Annotated in this window: 17 protein-coding genes and 1 pseudogene; 9 read left to right on the top strand and 9 right to left on the bottom strand. The window is 73.1% G+C overall.

Annotated elements, in window-relative coordinates; genetic code table 11:
- Positions 1-51 precede the first annotated feature (51 nt).
- The 3 genes from J2X68_RS36685 to J2X68_RS36675 all read left to right on the top strand — a co-directional run bounded on the left by J2X68_RS36685 (position 52) and on the right by J2X68_RS36675 (position 2,655).
- Positions 52-732 carry a response regulator transcription factor gene (locus J2X68_RS36685; protein ID WP_310436942.1) on the top strand — a complete coding sequence of 227 codons (681 nt, stop codon included), beginning with the start codon at positions 52-54 and terminating at the stop codon, positions 730-732.
- 99 nt (positions 733-831) lie between these two features.
- On the top strand, positions 832-1,236 hold the full coding sequence (locus J2X68_RS36680) for a pyridoxamine 5'-phosphate oxidase family protein (RefSeq protein ID WP_310436941.1): 405 nt from the start codon (positions 832-834) through the stop codon (positions 1,234-1,236).
- 132 nt (positions 1,237-1,368) lie between these two features.
- Positions 1,369-2,655 carry a phosphotransferase gene (locus J2X68_RS36675; RefSeq protein WP_310436940.1) on the top strand — a complete coding sequence of 429 codons (1,287 nt, stop codon included), beginning with the start codon at positions 1,369-1,371 and terminating at the stop codon, positions 2,653-2,655.
- Between the two features lie 87 nt (positions 2,656-2,742).
- Here the strand turns inward: J2X68_RS36675 and J2X68_RS36670 are convergent, their stop codons facing one another.
- Positions 2,743-4,260: a protein kinase domain-containing protein gene (locus J2X68_RS36670; RefSeq protein WP_310436939.1), complete on the bottom strand. Its 1,518-nt coding sequence runs from the start codon at positions 4,258-4,260 to the stop codon at positions 2,743-2,745.
- Positions 4,261-4,672: 412 nt separating this feature from the next.
- Between J2X68_RS36670 and J2X68_RS36665 the strand changes: the two genes are divergently transcribed.
- Positions 4,673-6,307: a protein kinase domain-containing protein gene (locus tag J2X68_RS36665; protein ID WP_310436938.1), complete on the top strand. Its 1,635-nt coding sequence runs from the start codon at positions 4,673-4,675 to the stop codon at positions 6,305-6,307.
- Positions 6,308-6,391: 84 nt separating this feature from the next.
- Here the strand turns inward: J2X68_RS36665 and J2X68_RS36660 are convergent, their stop codons facing one another.
- Positions 6,392-6,940, bottom strand: a complete 549-nt coding sequence (locus tag J2X68_RS36660) for a bacterial proteasome activator family protein (RefSeq protein ID WP_310436937.1) — start codon at positions 6,938-6,940, stop codon at positions 6,392-6,394.
- Positions 6,941-7,104: 164 nt separating this feature from the next.
- Between J2X68_RS36660 and J2X68_RS36655 the strand changes: the two genes are divergently transcribed.
- A complete protein-coding gene (locus J2X68_RS36655; RefSeq protein ID WP_310436936.1) occupies positions 7,105-7,641 on the top strand; it encodes a hypothetical protein in 537 nt (178 codons plus the stop codon).
- A gap of 26 nt (positions 7,642-7,667) precedes the next feature.
- Here J2X68_RS36655 and J2X68_RS36650 read toward each other — a convergent pair whose 3' ends face one another.
- Positions 7,668-8,660, bottom strand: a complete 993-nt coding sequence (locus tag J2X68_RS36650; protein WP_310436935.1) for an NAD(P)H-quinone oxidoreductase — start codon at positions 8,658-8,660, stop codon at positions 7,668-7,670.
- Positions 8,661-8,809: 149 nt separating this feature from the next.
- Here J2X68_RS36650 and J2X68_RS36645 point away from each other — a divergent pair, with 149 nt between their 5' ends.
- Together J2X68_RS36645 and J2X68_RS36640 are read left to right on the top strand one after the other, a co-directional pair.
- The gene (locus tag J2X68_RS36645) at positions 8,810-9,853 is read left to right on the top strand and encodes an ATP-binding cassette domain-containing protein (RefSeq protein WP_310436934.1); all 1,044 of its coding nucleotides are present in this window, start codon (positions 8,810-8,812) and stop codon (positions 9,851-9,853) included.
- Entirely contained in the window at positions 9,850-10,698 is an 849-nt protein-coding gene (locus J2X68_RS36640; protein ID WP_310436933.1) for an ABC transporter permease, read from the top strand. Before J2X68_RS36645 ends, J2X68_RS36640 begins: the two co-directional genes overlap by 4 nt.
- Before the next feature lie 30 nt (positions 10,699-10,728).
- Here the strand turns inward: J2X68_RS36640 and J2X68_RS36635 are convergent.
- A pseudogene (locus J2X68_RS36635) lies at positions 10,729-11,427 on the bottom strand (potassium channel family protein); the annotation flags it as partial.
- 120 nt (positions 11,428-11,547) lie between these two features.
- On the opposite strand from J2X68_RS36635, the gene J2X68_RS36630 reads away from it, so the two are divergent.
- Complete coding sequence (locus J2X68_RS36630; protein ID WP_310436932.1) at positions 11,548-12,666, top strand: NAD-binding protein; 1,119 nt, start codon at positions 11,548-11,550, stop codon at positions 12,664-12,666.
- A gap of 78 nt (positions 12,667-12,744) precedes the next feature.
- Here the strand turns inward: J2X68_RS36630 and J2X68_RS36625 are convergent, their stop codons facing one another.
- The 5 genes from J2X68_RS36625 to pdhA all read right to left on the bottom strand — a co-directional run bounded on the left by J2X68_RS36625 (position 12,745) and on the right by pdhA (position 18,636).
- Positions 12,745-14,172, bottom strand: a complete 1,428-nt coding sequence (locus J2X68_RS36625) for a molybdopterin molybdotransferase MoeA (protein ID WP_310436931.1) — start codon at positions 14,170-14,172, stop codon at positions 12,745-12,747.
- Positions 14,169-15,089: an NTP transferase domain-containing protein gene (locus tag J2X68_RS36620; RefSeq protein ID WP_310436930.1), complete on the bottom strand. Its 921-nt coding sequence runs from the start codon at positions 15,087-15,089 to the stop codon at positions 14,169-14,171. The genes J2X68_RS36625 and J2X68_RS36620 overlap by 4 nt, the downstream gene beginning before the upstream one ends.
- An 81-nt stretch (positions 15,090-15,170) precedes the next feature.
- Positions 15,171-16,490, bottom strand: a complete 1,320-nt coding sequence (locus J2X68_RS36615) for a dihydrolipoamide acetyltransferase family protein (RefSeq protein WP_310436929.1) — start codon at positions 16,488-16,490, stop codon at positions 15,171-15,173.
- Complete coding sequence (locus J2X68_RS36610; RefSeq protein ID WP_310436928.1) at positions 16,490-17,494, bottom strand: alpha-ketoacid dehydrogenase subunit beta; 1,005 nt, start codon at positions 17,492-17,494, stop codon at positions 16,490-16,492. Before J2X68_RS36610 ends, J2X68_RS36615 begins: the two co-directional genes overlap by 1 nt.
- Positions 17,491-18,636 (bottom strand): pyruvate dehydrogenase (acetyl-transferring) E1 component subunit alpha, encoded by a 1,146-nt coding sequence (pdhA, locus tag J2X68_RS36605; RefSeq protein WP_310436927.1) that lies wholly within the window; start codon positions 18,634-18,636, stop codon positions 17,491-17,493. The genes J2X68_RS36610 and pdhA overlap by 4 nt, the downstream gene beginning before the upstream one ends.
- A 190-nt stretch (positions 18,637-18,826) precedes the next feature.
- Between pdhA and J2X68_RS36600 the strand changes: the two genes are divergently transcribed.
- The gene (locus J2X68_RS36600; RefSeq protein ID WP_399041718.1) at positions 18,827-19,423 is read left to right on the top strand and encodes an Lrp/AsnC family transcriptional regulator; all 597 of its coding nucleotides are present in this window, start codon (positions 18,827-18,829) and stop codon (positions 19,421-19,423) included.
- The last annotated feature ends 1 nt before the right edge of the window (position 19,424 follow it).

Raw genomic sequence — 19,424 nt, 5'->3', positions numbered from 1 at the left:
TTATCCCGGGCACCCAGTCCACGGGAAGACTCCGTATGTGAGACTGACCGCGTGCGCGAAGAAGGAAAAATCACCGTTTTTCTACTCGACGACCATGAGATCGTCCGGCGCGGGGTCCGCGAGATGCTCTCGATGGAGAGCGATCTCGAGGTGGTCGGCGAGGCCGGCACGGCGGCCGACGCGCTGGTGCGCATCCCGGCCACCCGGCCCGACGTCGCGGTGCTCGACGTACGGCTCCCGGACGGCAGCGGCGTGGAGGTGTGCCGCGAGATCCGCTCCCGGGACGACTCCGTCAAGTGCCTGATGCTGACCTCGTACGCCGACGACGAGGCCCTCTTCGACGCGATCATGGCCGGCGCCTCGGGTTACGTCCTGAAGGCCATCCGCGGCGAGGAGCTGCTGACGGCCGTACGGGACGTCGCCGCGGGCAAGTCCCTCCTGGACCCCGCCGCCACCGCGCGCGTGCTCCAGCGGCTGCGTGAGGGCGCCCCGAAGGGCGACGACCGGCTCGCGCACCTCACCGACCAGGAGCGCAGGATCCTCGACCTGATCGGCGAGGGCCTCACCAACCGCCAGATCGGCACGGAGCTGCACCTCGCCGAGAAGACGATCAAGAACTACGTGTCCAGCCTGCTGTCCAAGCTCGGCATGCAGCGCCGCTCCCAGGCGGCCGCGTACGTGGCCCGGCTGCAGGCGGGCGCGCAGGCCGGGTCGCGGACGGGGAGCGACTAGGAGCGGCCGGAGGGCGGACCCGCCTTCAGGGACTTACGTCCCGCCCGGAGGGGTCGGTTGCCTCTGTGGCGGCCCGCACCGGCCGCGCACAGTGGTCGCATGCCGACCGACGAACGACGCGCCGTCGACCTGCTCGCCCGCACCGAGTACGGCCGGGTGGCCGCCAGCCTGCGCGCGATGCCCTTCCTGGCCTGCGCCCGCCACATCGTGGCCGACGGCCGCCTGCTGCTGCGGATGCACCGCGGTCATGGCCACCACCGGGCGTGCGTCGGGCATGTGGTCGCCTACGGCTCGGACAACCTGAACCGGGCGCGGCCGGACTCCGCCGAGGGCCGGTGGTCGGTGGAGGTCGTCGGGACGTGCGCGGCCGTGGAACCCACCGCCGCCGAACTGGAGCTTTTCGGGCCCGCGCCCCGGTCGGTGGACGGCGGCGTCCCGTACGACCCGGTCTATCTGCGTGTGATCCCGCAGTTCGCGACCGTGCACGACCACGGAGCGATCTGAAAGTCCCGGAGCGACGTCGGGCGCACCGCCGCGGCGACCTGGAGCGACCACCTGTGACCATTGTTGATCTTTAGTGACTTTCTGTGACAATGCCCAGCTCACAGCCTTGGATCGTGCCCTAGCATCGGGCGCGTGCCGCGCTCCTGTGTACCCCCTTTAGTACTCAACGCGCCCCCTCTGGGCGCCCTGCTCCGCCGGTACGCCGCCGGCACCGCGCTCACCTGTGAGCCCGTCGACGAGGGGCTGCTGAACCGCGGCTACCGACTGCGGACCACCCGGGGCCGCTACTTCCTCAAGCACCACTTCGACCCCGACACCGCCGACCCCGCCTCCATCGCCCGCCAGCACCGGGCCACCGAGCGCCTGGCCGACCTCGGCGTCCCGGTCGCTCCCCCGCTGCCCGGCCACGACGGCCGCACGGTCGCCGTCGTCGGCGGCCACGCCTACGCCCTCCACCCCTGGATCGAGGGCCGCCACCGCCACGGCGCCCAGCTCACCCCCGGCCAGTGCGGCCGCCTGGGAGCGCTGCTGGGCGTGGTGCACGCCAGCCTGGAGCAGGTGATGCGGGCGGCCCACGGCGAGCTCCTGCCGCCCGCTCGCGGCGGGCACGTGCCCCGCGGACTCGGGGTGGGCCCACCACTCGACCCGCCGCCGACCCGCGAACCTGAGACCGCCCCTGAGACCACCCCGCACGCCCCTGAGCGGGGCTCCGAGCGCGACCCGGGGTGCGACCGGGGACGCGGACCGGGGTGCGCCCCCGAGGGCCGCGGCGGGCCGCCCGAGCGCCCCGCCCGCGCCGGGCACCCCACCGCGGCCCGGCGCGGCACGCCCGCCGTGGCCGCCGACCCCGCCCCGAGTCCCGACCCCGCCGACACCTTCGTCCTCATCGACGACCTCCTCGCGCGCGTGCGCCGCCATCACCCCGCCGACTCCTTCGACGAGCTCGCCCGCCATCGCCTGCTGGAACGGCGCGCACTGCTGGAACGGCACGCGGACCGGCGGCCCCCGCACAGCGGGCCGGTCGGCTGGGTGCACGGGGACTTCCACCCCTTCAACCTGCTCTACCGCGGGGACGCCCCGGCCGCCATCGTCGACTGGGACCGGCTGGGCGTGCAGCCCCGCGCCGAGGAGGCCGTGCGCGCCGCCGCGATCTTCTTCGTCCGCCCCGACGGCACCCTGGACCTGCCGAAGGCGAGGCAGTACGCACGCGCCTACCGACGCGCGGCCGGGGCCACGCCCTCCGAACTCGCGGCGGCCGTGCACCGGGTGTGGTGGGAGCGTCTCAACGACTTCTGGATGCTGCGCTGGCACTACGAGCGCGGCGACACCCGCGCGGACTCCCAGTTCCCGGCGGCCTCGGCCCTGGCCGTGTGGTGGACCCGGGAGTACGACGCGGTCTGCGGCGCGTTCGCGGACTGACCCGGGCCCCACGGACACGACACGCGCGCGTGGAGCCCGGTGAGGGGCCCACGCGCGCGTGAGGCGGTCGTGGCGTGTGCCGGTCGGTCAGCCGATGCTGCCCAGCGTGGTGCCGCCCTGGTCGGCCCCGCCCGTCTCGGTGTCCGTGGGCTGGTCGCTCGGCTCGGTCTCCGTGTCGGTCGGCTCGTCCGACGGCTGGGGCTCCGTCTCCTGGTCGGTCGGCTCGCTGCTGGCCGACTCGGACGGGGTGTACTCCGGAGTGTCCGAGGGCGTGTACGACGGCGTCCAGTTCGAGTCGGAGTTCGAACCGGAGTTGTCGTCCGAGGTGTCGTCCGTGGACGTGTCGGTCTCCTCGTCGCTCGGCGTCGCCGAGGCGGCGTCGTCCGTCGCGGACCGCGAGACGGACGGCGTCGGCGAGGTGTCGGTGCCGCCGCTGCCCTTCCCCTGGCCGTTCAGCGCGAGCGCGACGCCCGCGGCGATGGCGATCACCGCGAAGACGGCGAGGATCCACAGCTTGCCGCGGCCGCTGCCCTTGTTGCCGTGCCCCTCGAAGCCGCCGTCGTCCCCGCCGCCGTAGCCGGTGGGCAGGATCGGCTGCGGGATCTGCGAGGTGCTGGAGCCGTCGGCGCCGTGCGCCAGCGGGGTCGTGCTCGCGAAGCCGCCGGCGGGCGTGCCGCGGCCGTCGTGCGCGCCGACCGGGCCGGTGTTCCAGGTGCCGGTGTGGCCGCCCTGGTCGTACAGCATCTGGAGCCCGTACTGGACCAGACCGCGCATCTCCTCCGCCGTCTGGAACCGGTCGTCGGGGTCCTTGGCCAGGGACCGCATGACGAGCCCGTCGAGCTCTGGGGGGCACTGCCCGTCCGAGGTCTGCGACGGCGGCACCGGGATGTCCTGCACGTGCTGGTAGACCACCGACAGCGGCGTCTCGCCGGTGAACGGGGGCCGCAGCGCGAGGAGTTCGTACAGCAGGCAGCCCGTCGCGTACAGGTCGGAGCGGTAGTCGACGGCCTTGCCGAGCGCCTGCTCCGGGGAGAGGTACTGCGGGGTTCCCATGACCATGCCGGTCTGGGTCATCGTCGTGGACGCCCCGTGCAGGGCGCGCGCGATGCCGAAGTCCATCACCTTGACCGCGCCGTTGTGCGTGATGATCACGTTCGCCGGCTTGATGTCACGGTGCACGATGCCGTGCTGGTGCGAGTAGGCGAGGGCCTCCAGCACTCCCGAGGTGATGATCAGGGCCTGCTCGGGGCCCGGCGCCTCGGCGTTGAGGAGAAGGTCGCGGATGGTGCGTCCCTCGACGATCTCCATCACGATGTACGGCACGCTCTGGCCGCCGACGAAGTCCTCGCCGGAGTCGTACACGGCGACGATCGCGTGGTGGTTGAGGCCGGCCACCGACTGGGCCTCGCGTGTGAAGCGGGCCTTGGACACGGGGTCCTCGGCGAGATCGGCGCGCAGCAGCTTCACCGCGACGGTGCGTCCGAGGCGTACGTCCTCGGCCGCGAACACCTCGGCCATGCCGCCTCGGCCGAGTCTGCGGGTCAGCCGGTATCGGCCGTCCCCAACCAGCCCGCCGTTGCCCCAGTTCTCCGGCGCATCTGACATACCGCCGCCAGTCGCCTCGGGGTCGGACGGGCCCTGAGCGCGCTGCTGTGCCATCAGTCCTCGCCGTCGTTTCTGCCCGCGGAACGCGCGGTGTTGTTACGGTCTCCGTCGGCCACGCTACAGCCTCCGCGCAAGCCTCCGGCCCGGGGCGATCCCCGGGACATCGCCCGGGCGCCACCCGGACACCGGTCCGAGACGGACCGGTCATCAAACCCGTACTCCGTACCGACGTGCAAATTCTGTGTACCGGCGGTACGGCACCTGTAACGCTTCCGCGACGCTTCTTTCTCGTAGGGTCACGGAACGGGCACCGAGCTTGACGTGTCAGTGCCCTACGGCAGACTTGGCCGGGAATAGCACTTTCGATCAACGACAGTCAACGGCGCCTGAGGGCCTACGGGGGACGCAGAAGATGAGCCAGGACGGCGCGCAGGGCCGGTATGCGGGGCGGGCGCTCGCCGCCGGCCGGTATCAGCTGCGCGACTTGCTCGGCGAGGGCGGCATGGCCTCGGTGCACCTCGCCTACGACGCCGTGCTCGACCGTCAGGTCGCGGTGAAGACCCTGCACACCGAACTCGGCCGTGAGCAGGCCTTCCGCGAGCGGTTCCGCCGCGAGGCGCAGGCCGTGGCCAAGCTCACGCACACCAACATCGTCTCCGTCTTCGACACGGGCGAGGACGACGTCGAGGGATTGACGACTCCGTACATCGTCATGGAGTACATCGAGGGCCGCCCGCTCGGCTCGGTGCTCGACGAGGACGTGCGGCAGCAGGGCGCGATGCCCGCCGACAAGGCGCTGAAGATCACCGCGGACGTGCTGGCGGCGCTGGAGATCAGCCACGAGATGGGGCTCGTCCACCGCGACATCAAGCCCGGCAACGTGATGATGACCAAGCGCGGCGTGGTCAAGGTGATGGACTTCGGCATCGCCCGTGCGATGCAGTCCGGCGTCACCTCGATGACGCAGACCGGCATGGTGGTCGGCACCCCGCAGTACCTCTCGCCCGAACAGGCCCTGGGGCGTGCGGTGGACGCCCGGTCCGACCTGTACTCGGTCGGCATCATGCTGTTCCAACTGGTCACCGGGCGGCTGCCGTTCGAGGCCGATTCGCCGCTTGCGATCGCGTACGCGCACGTGCAGGAGGAACCGGTGGCTCCCTCCTCGATCAACCGGGCGCTGCCGCCGGCCGTCGACGCGCTGATCGCCCGGGCGCTGAAGAAGAACCCGAACGAGCGCTTTCCGACCGCCGTCGCCATGCGCGACGAGTGCCTGCGGGTCGCCGCCTCCTTCCAGGCGGCCCCGCCCAGCATCGTCCCGGGCGCGCAGACGTCGAGCGGCGCGGGCGTCGGTTCCGCGGTGTTCCCGCCGATCGGCCCGGGCACCCCGGCGCCGCAGGCCGGCGTCCAGACGCCCTACCAGCCCGCGCCCACCCCGAACCCGTACGGCACCCCGACGCCGTCGGCCTCCTACGGTTATCCGCAGCAGGGCTACCAGACGCCCGCTCCGGCGTACGGCCACCAGCAGGCCCCGCACACCCCGGCCGCTTACAACCTGAGCCCGCAGCCGTCCACCACGGTGTCCTCGGGCGGCGGTGACCGCCGGAACAGCAAGGCGGTGCTCATCGGCTCGGCCGTCGTCGCGGTGGTGGCGGTCGGCGGCCTCATCGCCAGCCTCGCCGTGGGCGGAGGCGGTGACGACGACGCCAAGGGCGGCACCACCAGCTCCTCGCCGTCGGCGACGAAGGCGGAGGGCTACCGGGCGCCGGACACCTCCAAGACCATCGAGTCGACGGAGTGCTCCGAGCCGCAGGAGTCGTACAACGACCCGGACAAGGTCCGGGTGCCGAACTTCAAGTTCAAGTACATCGGCTCGGTCAAGGAATGCTTCCAGGCCGCCGGCTGGCAGTACAAGATCACGAAGGTGGACGAGAACACCTACGGCGACGGGGCGGTCATGGACCAGTTCCCCTCCGCCGGGACGGACGTCGACCCGAAGGACATGCCCGAGATCGAGATCAAGGTCTCCACGGGCAACCCGGCGTCGTGACCGCCTGACGTCATGACAGAAGGGCCCGGCGCCGGAACGCTTGGCCCTTCTCGTGTGTACGGCTGCGGGTGACGGTCCCGCGCTCTAGAGGTACGGCCCGCCCGTGCGACCGCCCGCCGCCCGCGGATCGTCGACGCCCTCGTGGCTCGCTCCCGGCGGCAGCGCCCGGCGCATCTGCTCCAACTGGGCCCGTGCGGCCATCTGCTGGGCGAAGAGGGTGGTCTGGATGCCGTGGAAGAGGCCCTCCAGCCAGCCGACCAACTGGGCCTGCGCGATACGCAGTTCCGCGTCGCTCGGGGTCGAGTCCTCGTTGAACGGCAGGGAGAGCCGCTCCAGTTCCTCGACCAGCTCCGGCGCCAGTCCGTCCTCCAGCTCCTTCACCGAGCTCGAGTGGATCTCCTTCAGCCGGGCCCGGCTCGCCTCGTCCAGCGGAGCCGCGCGCACCTCCTCCAGCAGCTGCTTGATCATGCTGCCGATCCGCATGACCTTCGCCGGCTGCTCGACCTGCTCGGTCACCGGGATCTCGCGGGAGTCGTCGTCTGCGTCGATGTCACCGAGCGCCATGCCGTCCTGACCTACGACCAGGATCTTCTGGGCGTTCTCCGGCGACCTTTCGTTCCTCGGCATCTCCATGCCGTCATTCTCTCGCACGTCCCCACCTCATCACCGTGGCACCCCCCGGTGAAAGGTGATCCACTGTTTCCGTTCGGCGGAGTCCGGAATGCGACGACAGTTCCCCGATGTGAGGCTTGTTGCGTCTTTTCTTGGCGACCGGGCATCGGGAGGGGGTCACCGACGTGACTCCATGGCAGCAGGCGTTGTGCGCGAAGCGGACCGGCGTGGGCGTCGCGGTGGGCACGCTGGGCGTGCTCCTGCTGCCCAGCGGAGGCGTCTCGTCGTCCGCGGCCGCCGCGCCGCACGCCCCCGTGACGGCGTCCGCCACCCCCGCCCCCTCCTCCGCCGAGCCGGACCGGGCCGGGAGCCGGGCGGGCGAGGGCCGCCAGCGGCCCGGACGGGCGGGCGACCACGTGGACGAGGAGGCCGAGGAGGAGGCGGACGCGGAGGCGCAGGACCCGGGGGGCGAGGACGGGACGGGTGCGGACGCGGGCGAGGGGAGCGACGACGAGCTGCCCGACGGCGCCGCCGCCTCCGCGTCGCCGCAGGCCGCCGATCCCGTGCCCTCCGGGGCGCCGCAGGACGCGGCGCGGCATCCCGTGGCGCAGCCGGAGCGGACCGGGCCGGTGCTGCAGATCCTGCCGCTGGGCAGCGGACTCGTCCTCATCGGCCTCGGCATCGCCCTGGCCCTGGCCGCCCTGCGGCTGCGCCGCCCCTGAGGCCGCGCCGCACCCCGGGCGCCGCGCTAGTTGCTGCTTCCCGGCGTGACCAGCAGGACCTTGCCGACGTGGCTGCTGGCCTCGACGATCCGGTGGGCCTCCGCCGCGCCGCTCATCGGGACCTCGCGGTCGACGACGGGGCGGACGTGACCGGCGGCGAGCAGCGGCCAGACGTGTTCGCGCACGGCGGCCACGATCGCGGCCTTCTCCTCCAGGGGACGGGCCCGCAGCGAGGTCGCGCTGATCGCGGCGCGCTTGCCGAGAAGCGCGCCGATGTTCAGCTCGGCCTTGATGCCGCCCTGCATGCCGATGATGGCGAGGCGGCCGTTGACGGCGAGCGCCTGGACGTTGCGGTCCAGGTACTTCGCGCCCATGTTGTCGAGGATGACGTCGGCGCCCGCGCCGTCCGTGGCCTGCTTCAGCTCGGCGACGAAGTCCTGCTCGCGGTAGTCGATCAGGATGTCCGCGCCCAGTTCGGCGCACCGGTCCAGCTTCTCCTTGGTGCCCGCGGTGACGGCGACCCTGGCGCCGACGGCCTTGGCCAGCTGGATCGCCATGGTCCCGATGCCGCTGGAGCCGCCGTGCACGAGCAGCGTCTCGCCGGGGCGCAGGTGGGCGATCATGAAGACGTTCGACCAGACGGTGCTGGTCACCTCGGGGAGCGCGGCGGCCCGCCGCAGGTCGACGCCCTCCGGAACCGGCAGCAGCTGACCGGCCGGCACGGCGACCTGCTCCGCGTATCCGCCGCCCGCGAGCAGCGCGCACACCTCGTCGCCGACGGCCCAGCCGGAGACGCCGGGGCCGATCTCGACGATCCGGCCGGAGCACTCCAGGCCGGGATAGCGGGGGGCGCCGGGCGGCGGATCGTAGAAGCCCTGCCGCTGAAGGATGTCGGCCCGGTTGACGGCGCCGGCCACCACCTCGACCAGGACCTCGCCCGTGCCGGGTACGGGGTCGGGGACCTCGTCCCACACCAGCGCCTCGGGACCACCAGGTTCGGGAATCGTGATCGCATGCATGAAAGGGACGCTACTCCTCCCCCGAACGCTCCCGATCATGATCCCCGGCGCGACGGTGAGAGCGGCGAAAAGGAGATGCGATCACCGATGAGTTCGGGCGACGGTAAAGGTCTCCCCATGCGTAGCCCAAGTACGCGGAAGGAACCCCCATGAGCCAGCACACCGCCGGCCTGGCGATCGAGACTGCGGGCCTGGTCAAGACGTTCGGCGAGACCAGGGCCGTGGACGGCGTCGACCTCGCCGTCCCCACCGGCACGGTCTACGGCGTCCTCGGCCCGAACGGCGCCGGCAAGACGACCACCGTGAAGATGCTCGCCACGCTGCTGCGCCCGGACGGCGGCCAGGCCCGGGTCTTCGGCCACGACGTGGTCCGGGAGGCGGACGAGGTGCGCGGTCTGGTGAGCCTGACCGGCCAGTACGCGTCCGTGGACGAGGACCTCACCGGCACCGAGAACCTGGTGCTGCTCGGCCGGCTCCTCGGGCACGGCAAGAAGGCGGCCCGGGAGCGGTCCGCGCAGCTCCTCACCGCGTTCGGTCTCACCGAGGCGGCCGGAAAGCAGGTCAAGCACTACTCGGGTGGCATGCGGCGCCGGATCGACATCGCCGCGTCCATCCTCAGCACGCCCGACCTGCTCTTCCTCGACGAGCCGACGACCGGGCTCGATCCGCGCAGCCGCAACCAGGTGTGGGACATCGTGCGGGCGGTCGTCGCCCAGGGCACCACCGTGCTGCTGACCACGCAGTATCTGGACGAGGCCGACCAGTTGGCGTCCCGGATCGCCGTCATCGACCGGGGCCGGGTCATCGCCGAGGGCACGAAGGGCGAGCTGAAGGCCTCCGTCGGCGCCGGTTCCGTCCATCTGCGGCTGCGCGACGCCGAGCAGCGGCCCGCGGCCGAGCAGGTGCTGCGGCTGGCCCTGGACGCCGACGTCCAGCGGGATCCGGACCCGGTGGCGCTGACCGCCCGGCTCGACGCGGCGGCGGGCGACACGGCGGCCGCCCAGGCCGCCCGGGCCCTCGGGGAACTGGCCCGGGCCGGGGTCGTCGTCGACAACTTCTCCCTGGGGCAGCCCAGCCTGGACGAGGTGTTCCTCGCCCTCACCGGACACGACACGAAGACCGACAGCGGGCCCGGGACCCCGGCCGACGCCGGAACCCCGGCCCACGACGAGAAGGGCGAGGTGCGGGTATGAGCACCGTGACCAGCACGGACGTCCAGGATCTCGCCCCCGTCAGTGCCGAGTCGCTGGCCGCGCTGCTCGTCGCGCAGGAGCGCCCGCCCCGCCCGAGCGCCCTCTCCGCCTCCCTCACCTTCGGCTGGCGGGCCATCCTCAAGATCAAGCACGTGCCGGAGCAGCTCTTCGACGTCACCGCGTTCCCGATCATGATGGTGCTGATGTACACGTACCTCTTCGGGGGCGCCCTGGCCGGGTCCCCCGAGGAGTACATCCAGTTCCTGCTGCCGGGCATCCTGGTGATGTCGGTCGTGATGATCACGATGTACACGGGTGTCTCGGTGAACACCGACATCGAGAAGGGCGTCTTCGACCGCTTCCGGTCGCTGCCCATCTGGCGGCCGTCCACGATGGTCGGCTACCTGCTGGGCGACGCCCTGCGCTACACGATCGCGTCCGTCGTCATGCTCACCGTCGGCATCGCCCTCGGCTACCGGCCCGACGGCGGGCTCATGGGCGTGGTCGCCGGAATCGCCCTGCTGGTCGTCTTCTCGTTCGCGTTCTCGTGGATCTGGACGATGTTCGGGCTGCTGCTGCGCACCGAGAAGTCGGTGATGGGCGTCAGCATGATGGTGATCTTCCCGCTCACGTTCCTGTCCAACGTGTTCGTCGACCCCCGCACCATGCCGGGCTGGCTCCAGGCGTTCGTCAACAACAGCCCGGTCACCCATCTGGCCTCGGCGGTGCGGGGACTGATGGCGGGTGACCGACCCGGCGCCGAGATCGCCTGGTCGCTGGGGTGGGCCGCGCTGTTCGTGCTGGTCTTCGGGCCGGTGACGATGCGGCTCTACAACCGCAAGTGACGCCGCCGGGCGGCGCCCGAGGGCCGCGCCTCAGGCCGGCGGCAGCGGCGGGACCCCGGGCATGCCGGGAGCCCCGAGGGGGGTCCGGGTACGCTCCGGGCCCACCCGCACGATCGTGACCACCCGGTCGGTCGGTTCCAGCACGCCGATCGCCGGGTCGTCGTAGGCGAGGACGCGGTGCCCGCGGACGACGCTCACCACCAGGTCGTCCGTCTCCCGCGGTCCGCGGCCCGTCTCCGCCTTCGTGACGGGCCGTTCGACCAGGTCGAGTCCGTCGCCCTGCTGGATGAGGTCCTCCATCACCCTGCCCGCCGCGGGGCTGAGCACGGAGAGGCCGAGGAGCCGGCCGGCCGCGCCGGCGCTGGTGATGACCTCGTCGGCGCCCGACTGCTTGAGCAGCGGGGCGTTCTCCTCCTCGCGGACCGCCGCCACGATCTTCGCCCGGGGGTTGAGCTGGCGGGCCGTCAGCGCCACGAGGACGGCCGTGTCGTCCCGCTGGGTCGCGATGACGATCCGTCCCGCCCGCTGCACCTCGGCACGCCGCAGCACATCGCTGCGGGTGGCGTCCCCGACCACGCCCTCGTAACCCTCGGCCGTCGCCGCGTCGATCACCTTCGCGCTGGGGTCGATCACCACGACCTGCTCCCTGCGCAGACCCGCCGCGCAGGCCGTCCGGATCGCGGACCGCCCCTTCGTACCGAAGCCGACGACGACAGTGTGGTCGCGCAAGGGGACCTCCGGGATCATGGATATCTGTGGGCTCATGGACACGTGTTGCTTCATGACGGGCACGAGCCCGCCGGGAACCATGGTGCCCACCGATCGGATCACCGTCACAGGGGGCACACGATGAAGGACCACGAACGACAGCCGGCCGGCCCGGCCAGGCTCTCCCTCTTCAGGTCCCTGTGGTACCGCTCGCGCAGCGAAGCCCGCGACGACGCCGAGGCGGGACGCTCCATCACCATGCCCATGCGCATCGGCGTCCCCCCGCTCCAGCAGGTGCTGCGGCGTCTCGCCATGGGCCTGCTGGTGCTGGCCGTCACCACGCTGATCGTCTACGCCGACCGCGACGGCTACAACGACAACTCGGACGGGACCGTCGACCTCCTCGACGCCGCCTATTACGCCACCGTGACGCTCTCCACCACGGGCTACGGCGACATCACTCCGGTCAGCAGCACGGCCCGGCTGATCAACATCCTCGTCATCACGCCGCTGCGCGTGCTGTTCCTGATCATCCTGGTCGGCACCACCCTGGAAGTGCTCACCGAGCGCACCCGCCAGCAGGTCCGCGTGCACCGCTGGCGGACCCGCATCAGCAACCACGTCGTGGTCGTGGGCTACGGCACGAAGGGCCGCCACGCGGTGGAGACCCTCGTCGGACAGGGCATCCCCAAGGACCGGATCGTCATCGTGGACGCCCAGCGCAAGTCCGCGCTCGCCGCCGGCGACGACGGCCTGGTGTCGGTGACCGGGGACGCCACCCGCTCCGAGACGCTCCTCAAGGCGGAGGTCCAGAACGCCGCCCGGGTGATCGTCGCCCCGCAACGGGACGACACGGCCGCCCTGGTCACCCTCACCGCCCGGCAGCTCAACCGGCGCGCCACGATCGTCGTGGCCGCCCGGGAGGACGAGAACGTGCCCCTGCTCAAGCAGAGCGGCGCGGACACGGTGATCACCAGCTCCAGTTCCGCCGGCCGGCTGCTCGGCGTCTCGATGGTCAGCCCGACCGTGGCCAAGACCCTGGAGAACCTGATGACCCTCGGCAACGGCCTGGACCTCATCGAGCGGCCGGTCGGCAAGGCGGAGGTCGGCGAGGCGCCCCGCACGTGCTCGGACCAGGTCGTGGCCGTCGTCCGGGGCAAGGAACTGCTGGACTACACCGACCCCCGGCTCACCCGTCTCCAGCTGGGGGACCGTGTGATCACGGTCAGCCGAGCCGTGCCGGCCCCCGAAGAGGTATGAGGGTGTTTCACGTGAAACGGGGACGAGCCCGACGCCATACGGCCGTTTCACGTGAAACACCGGTGAATCAGGGCTGTTTCACGTGAAACAGGCGTCCATCCCGGCCGTCGCCCAGGGCAGGTCGAGGAGCTCCGTCTCCTGACCTGCGCGGGCGCCGCCGGGCGGCACCACGGCGAGGGCGTCCGCCGCCGCGATACCGCGCAGCATGGCCGGGCCGTTGTAGTGCAGCGGCACGGCATGGTCACCTCGCAGGACGACCGGGACGAGCCGGGTGTCGTAGGGGTGCCCGTGCACCGATTGCCGCAGCGGCAGCGCGTACGGCTCGGGAGCCGGCCGGGCGGCCAGGGTGCGCAGCAGCGGCTCGGCGAGCGTGAGCAGGCCGGAGACGGCCGCGAGAGGGTTGCCGGGCAGGCCGACGAGGTGCTGGTCCTCCTTGAGGCGGGCCAGCAGCATCGGGTGACCGGGCCGCACCCTGACGCCGTCGACGAGGAGTTCGGCGTCGAGTCGGCGCAGGACGGGGTGCACGTGGTCGACGGGACCCGAGGCGGTGCCCCCGGTGGTGACGACGAGATCGGCGCCGGATGCGGTGACGGCCTTGTGCAGGGCCTTCGCGTCGTCGCCGAGCCGGCGCACGGCGATGACCTCGGCGCCCACCGCCCGCAGCCACGGGGGCAGCATCGGACCGAGGGCGTCCCGGATGAGGCCGTCGTGCGGGCGGCCCTCGGTCAGCAGCTCGTCGCCCAGGACGAGCACCTCGACCCGGGGCCGGGGGACGGCGGCCAGCGTGTCGTACCCGGCGGCCGCGGCGAGGCCGAGGACGGCCGGGGTCACCACCGCCCCGGCGCGCAGCAGCTGGTCCCCGCTGCGGCACTCCTGCCCCCGCGGGCGGATGTCCTGGCCGTGCTGCATCTCGCGGGTGGGGTGCAGTCGGCCGTTGTCGTCGGTCCGCCCGTGCTCGCTGCGCAGCACCGCCGTCGTGTCCGGGGGGATGCGGGCGCCGGTGGCGATCCGCACGGCCTCGCCGTCGGCCAGCGGCGCGGGAGCCGCGCTGCCGGCCAGCACGCCGTCCTCCCGTACGCGCCAGGGGCCCGGGCCGGCGACCGCCCACCCGTCCATCGCCGAGGTGTCGAAGGAGGGCAGGTCGGTGAGGGCCGTCAGCGGGGCGGCCAGCACGAGGCCGAGCGCGTCCCCGAGGGTCACGGAGACGGAGGCGAGGCGGGCGGCGCCGGACCGCGCGGCGCGGGCGGCGATCGTCCGGGCCTCGGGCCAGGCGGTGGCCCGGTGGCGGTGCTCGGCAGCATCACCCCCGTGACCGGTCTCCGGGGACCGGGCCGGGGAGGAGGCGGAGGGGGCAGACGGCGTGCCGTTGCCGCCGCCCGCGCGCTGTTCGGAGCCGTGGCCGCCGGCGGGGCGGGCGGTGCCGTTGCCGTCCTTCACGAGGGCGAGCGCCTCCTCGACGTCGAGGTCCTCGGCGTCGAGGCCCTGCCGGGTACCGCGGGCGGTCATCCGGCGTCCGGTCCCGAGCCGCCGCTCTGTCCGGCGGACCGCTCCCCGGCCGCCTGCTGCCCGGGCTTCTCCTGCTCCGCTTCCTCCGCCCAGCGCAGTGCGAGCGCGGCGGCCTTGCGGGCGGCCTCGGCGACGGCTTCGGGGCCGCCCCGGGCCTGCGCGGCCGCGTAGCCGACCAGGAAGGTGGTCAGCGGGGCCGCGGGCCTGGCCACCCCGTGGGCGGCGTCGCGGGCGAGGTCGAGGAGAGCGCCGGTGTCGACGTCCAGGTCGATGCCCAGCTCGTCCTTGACTGCGGAAATCCATTCATCCAACACGTGGTCATGCTCCCTGATGCGGGCCCTGGCGGCGGCGATGTCGTCCCAGGTGTCGCAGTCGAACGACGCGACCGGGTCGGGGACGCGGGCGAGGTCGAGTCCGGCGGTCAGCCGGCGCAGCGGCAGCCCGGCGAGGCCGCCTTCGGCGGCGGCGAGCGCCGCCAGTTCGCGGCGCAGGGCGGCCGTGCGGTACGCGGCGACGAGCGGCTGGTCACGGCCGTCGGCGTCGGTGAGCAGCACACCCTCGGCCGCGCCGGCGCGCAGGGCGGTCAGCAGCCGCCGCACGGTGTCCGCCGCGAGGAAGGGCAGGTCGGCGGAGAGGACGAGGACGTCGTCCGCCGCGGTGTGGCGCAGCCCGGCGTCGAGCGCGGCGACGGGCCCCGCGCCGGGCGGGTCCTCGCGCGCCCAGCGCACGGGCCGCGCGGTGGGACGGGGGTCGGCGACGACGACGGTGGTGTGCGCGTCGGCACAGGCGCCGAGCACCCGGTCGAGCAGCGCGCGGCCGCCCACCCGCACGCCCGGCTTGTCCGCGCCGCCGAGCCGGCGGGCGCCGCCACCGGCGAGCACGACGGCGTCGTGGGCGGCGGGCTCGTTCGAGGTCACCCCCCGAGTATGCGGGCCGTCCCCGGGATGCGGGCCCCCCGGATCACGGGAAACGCGCGAATCGCCGGGGCCCGCCCGCTGTCACAGGGTGCGCAGCAGCACCGCCGGCCGCTCCACGCAGTCCGCCACGAAGCGCAGGAAGCCTCCCGCCGTCCCGCCGTCGCACACCCGGTGGTCGAAGGTGAGCGAGAGCTGGACGACCTGGCGCACCGCCAGCTCGCCCTCGTGGACCCACGGCTTGGGGACGATGCGGCCGACGCCGAGCATGGCCGCCTCGGGGTGGTTGATGATCGGCGTGGAGCCGTCGACCCCGAACACCCCGTAGTTGTTCAGGGTGAAGGTGCCGCCGGTCAGGTCGGCGGGGGTGAGACGGCCGTCCCGGCCCGCCTCGGTGAGCCGGGCGAACTCGGCGGTGAGTCCTTCGGCGTCCCGGGCGTGCGCGTCGCGGACGACGGGCACGACGAGTCCCCGCTCGGTCTGCGCGGCGAAGCCGAGGTGGATCTGGTCGAACTGGACGACCTCGCGGGCCGCCAGGTCGACGGTGGAGTTGAGCTCCGGGAAGCGGGCCAGCGCCGCGGTGCAGATACGGGCGAGCAGGGCGAGAAGGGAGATCTTCGGACCTCCGGACGCGTTCATCGCCGCCCGGGCCCGCATCAGCTCCGTCGCGTCGGCGTCCACCCAGCAGGTCGCGTCGGGGATCTCGCGTCGGCTGCGGGAGAGCTTGTCCGCGACGGCGCCCCGGACACCCTTGAGCGGGATACGGCGGCCTCCGGAGAGAGCGGGCGACGCGGGCGACGGCGCCGCCTGCTCCCGGGGGGCGGTCCCCCGCAGGGCGCTCTCCACGTCCGCCCGCAGGATCAGCCCGTCGGGCCCGGAGCCGGTGAGCTCGCGCAGGTCCAGGTTGTTCTCCCGGGCGAGCCTGCGCACCAGGGGGGAGATCACGGGGACGGGGCCGTCGGGCGCGGCGGCCGGGACGCTGGGGACGACCGGGGCAGCCGGAGCGGGGGCGGCGACGGTCACGGAAGCGGCGGGTTCGGGCCGCGCCGACCGGACGCGGCGCCGGCGCGCGGGCGCCTCCGAGGTGCCGTAGCCGACGAGCACGTTGCCCGACCCCTCGGCCTCCCTGGCGGGGACGTCCGGGCCACCGGAGGCCGGCGCGCCGACCGCGACCGTGATCAGCGGGGCGCCGACGGGCAGTTCGGTGCCCTCCTCGCCGAAGCGGGCGGTGACCACACCGCCGTAGGGACAGGGCACCTCGACCATCGCCTTGGCCGTCTCGACCTCGACGACCGGCTGGTCGACGGCGACGACGTCGCCGACCTGGACCAGCCAGCGGACGATCTCCGCCTCGGTGAGTCCCTCTCCGAGGTCGGGAAGCTTGAACTCCAGGACCTGTGCCATCAGTTGTCCGCCTCCCACTGCAACCGCGCCACGGCGTCCAGGATGCGGTCGACGCCGGGCAGGTGGTGGCGCTCCAGCATCGGAGGCGGGTACGGGAGGTCGAACCCGGCGACGCGCAGCACCGGCGCCTCCAGGTGGTGGAAGCAGCGCTCCGTGACGCGGGCCGCGATCTCCCCGCCCGGGCCGCCGAAGGAGCCCGACTCGTGGACGACGACCGCGCGGCCGGTGCGCCGTACCGAGGCGCAGACCGTCTCGTCGTCGAAGGGCACCAGGGAACGCAGGTCGACGACCTCGAGGTCCCAGCCCTCGGCGCGCGCCGCCTCGGCGGCTTCGAGGCAGACCGGGACCGACGGCCCGTAGGTGATCAGCGTGGCGCTGCGGCCCGGACGCCGCACCACCGCGCGGCCGATCGGTTCGACAGGCTGCGGCTCCTCCGGGTTCCAGGAGTCCTTGGACCAGTACAGGCGCTTGGGTTCGAGGACGACGACCGGGTCGTCGGAGGCGATGGCGGCGCGCAGCAGGCCGTAGGCGTCGGCGACCGTGGCGGGCGTGACGACGTGAAGGCCCGGGGTCGCCATGTAGTACGCCTCGGAGGAGTCGCTGTGGTGCTCGACGCCTCCGATGCCGCCGCCGTAGGGCACCCGGACGGTGATCGGCAGCGGCATACGGCCGCGGGTGCGGTTGCGCATGCGGGCGACATGGCTGATGAGCTGCTCGAACGCCGGGTACGCGAAGGCGTCGAACTGCATCTCCACGACCGGGCGCAGTCCGTACATCGCCATGCCGACGGCGGTGCCGAGGATGCCCGCCTCGGCGAGCGGGGTGTCCGTGCAGCGGTCCTCGCCGAACTCCTCGGCGAGACCGTCGGTGACCCGGAAGACACCGCCGAGGGTGCCCACGTCCTCGCCCAGGACGTGCACGGACGGGTCGGCGGCCATCGCGTCGCGGAGCGCGCGGGTGAGGGCCTGCGCCATGGTGGCGGGCTTGAGGGCGACGGTGGTCATCGGTGCGTACCCTCCTGGTCGGCGTGCTCGGCCTCGATCTCCGCCCGCAGCAGGTCCCGCTGTTCCCGCAGTTGGGGGGTGGGTTCGGCGTACACGTGGGCGAACAGGTCCATGGGGTCGAGGACCGCGTCCTGGTTCATGCGGGCGCGCAGGTCGGCGGCCATCTCCTCGGCGGCGTCCCGCGCGGACTGCTTCGCGTCCTCGTCGAGCAGCCCGCGCGCGGTGAGCTCGCGCTCCAGCAACTGGATCGGGTCGTGTTCGCGCCAGGTCTCGACCTCGGCGTCGCCGCGGTAGCGGGTGGCGTCGTCGGCGTTGGTGTGCGCCTCGATGCGGTAGGTCACCGCCTCCACGAGGGTGGGGCCGCCGCCCTCACGCGCGCGCCGCACGGCGTCCGTCAGCACCTCGTGCACGGCCGCCGCGTCGTTGCCGTCGACCAGGCGGCCCGGCATGCCGTACCCGACGGCCTTGTGGGCCAGCGAGGGCGCGGCGGTCTGCTTGGCGAGCGGCACGGAGATCGCGAAGCCGTTGTTCTGCACGAGGAAGACGACCGGGGCCTGCCAGACGGCGGCGAAGTTCAGCGCCTCGTGGAAGTCGCCCTCGCTGGTGCCGCCGTCGCCGACCATGGCGAGCGCGACCACGTCGTCGCCCTTGAGACGGGCGGCGTGCGCGAGGCCCACGGCGTGCGGGAGCTGGGTGGCGAGCGGGGTGCACAGGGGCGCCACCCGGTGCTCGTACGGGTCGTAGCCGGTGTGCCAGTCGCCGCGCAGCAGGGTGAGGGCCTCCACGGGGTCCACCCCGCGCGCGACGACGGCGAGGGTGTCGCGATAGCTGGGGAAGAGCCAGTCCCGCTCCTGGAGCGCGAGCGCGGCGGCGACCTCGCAGGCCTCCTGGCCGGTGCTGGAGGGGTAGACGGCGAGTCTGCCCTGCTTGGTGAGGGCGGTGGCCTGGACGTTGTAGCGGCGGCCGCGCACCAGCTGGGCGTACAGCCGGCGCAGCAGTTCCGGGTCCGCCTGCGCGGCCGCCTCGGTGCCGAGGACGCGGTACGGCTCCGTGTCGGGCAGCAGCGGCGCGGGGTCGGTACGGGGCTGCCAGGCCGGCGGCGGGGTCGGCCGGTAGGCGCCCCGCTGCTCCATGACCGTCATGACGGCACCTCCTCGTAGGAGTGGCTACGGGAGACGCGTCGGTTGTGATGCGCCTCACCTACCGATTGTTCGGTCGTCGGCACATTTTGGCTACAGGGCCCCTCAGGCTGTGGACAAACGGTTCTCCACAACCTGAGATGGCTGCAGTACGTCCATGACAGGGAGGCAGGGGGACATGGCACCTGAACAAATGGCCGAAGGGCCGGAGAACGGCGCCGCGCCGCCTCCGGGCAACCCTCCGCCACCGACCGGTGCCCCGTCGCCGACTGCCCCGTCCCCGGGTACCCCGTCACCGGCCGGCGCCCCCTCACCGGGCGGCACGCCGCCGCCGCTGCCGCCACCGCGTCCGCTGGACGCCATCGATCAGGACATCCTGCAGATGCTCCAGGCGGACGGCCGCGCCTCGATACGGTCGGTCGCGGAGCGGGTCCACGTCTCGCGCGCCAACGCCTACGCGCGGATCAACCGGCTCATCGAGGACGGCGTCATCCGCGGCTTCGGCGCCCGGGTCGACCACGAACGCGCCGGGCAGGGCACGAGCGCCTACATCACCCTGAAGATCGTGCAGAACTCCTGGCGGACCGTGCGCGAGCAGCTCAGACTGCTGCCCGGCGCCTCCCACATCGCCCTCGTGGGGGGCGATTTCGACGTCCTGCTGCTGGTGCACACGCCGGACAACAGGGCGCTGCGCGAAGTGGTGCTCACCCGGCTCCAGTCCATCCCCGAGGTGCTCAGCACGCGCACGCTGCTGGTGTTCGAGGAGGAGGACCTGGAGCCGCAGGGATGAG

Source organism: Streptomyces sp. 3330, from assembly GCF_031456635.1.
Taxonomy (GTDB): Bacteria; Actinomycetota; Actinomycetes; order Streptomycetales; family Streptomycetaceae; genus Streptomyces.
This window is presented reverse-complemented; position numbering and strand designations above follow the sequence as displayed.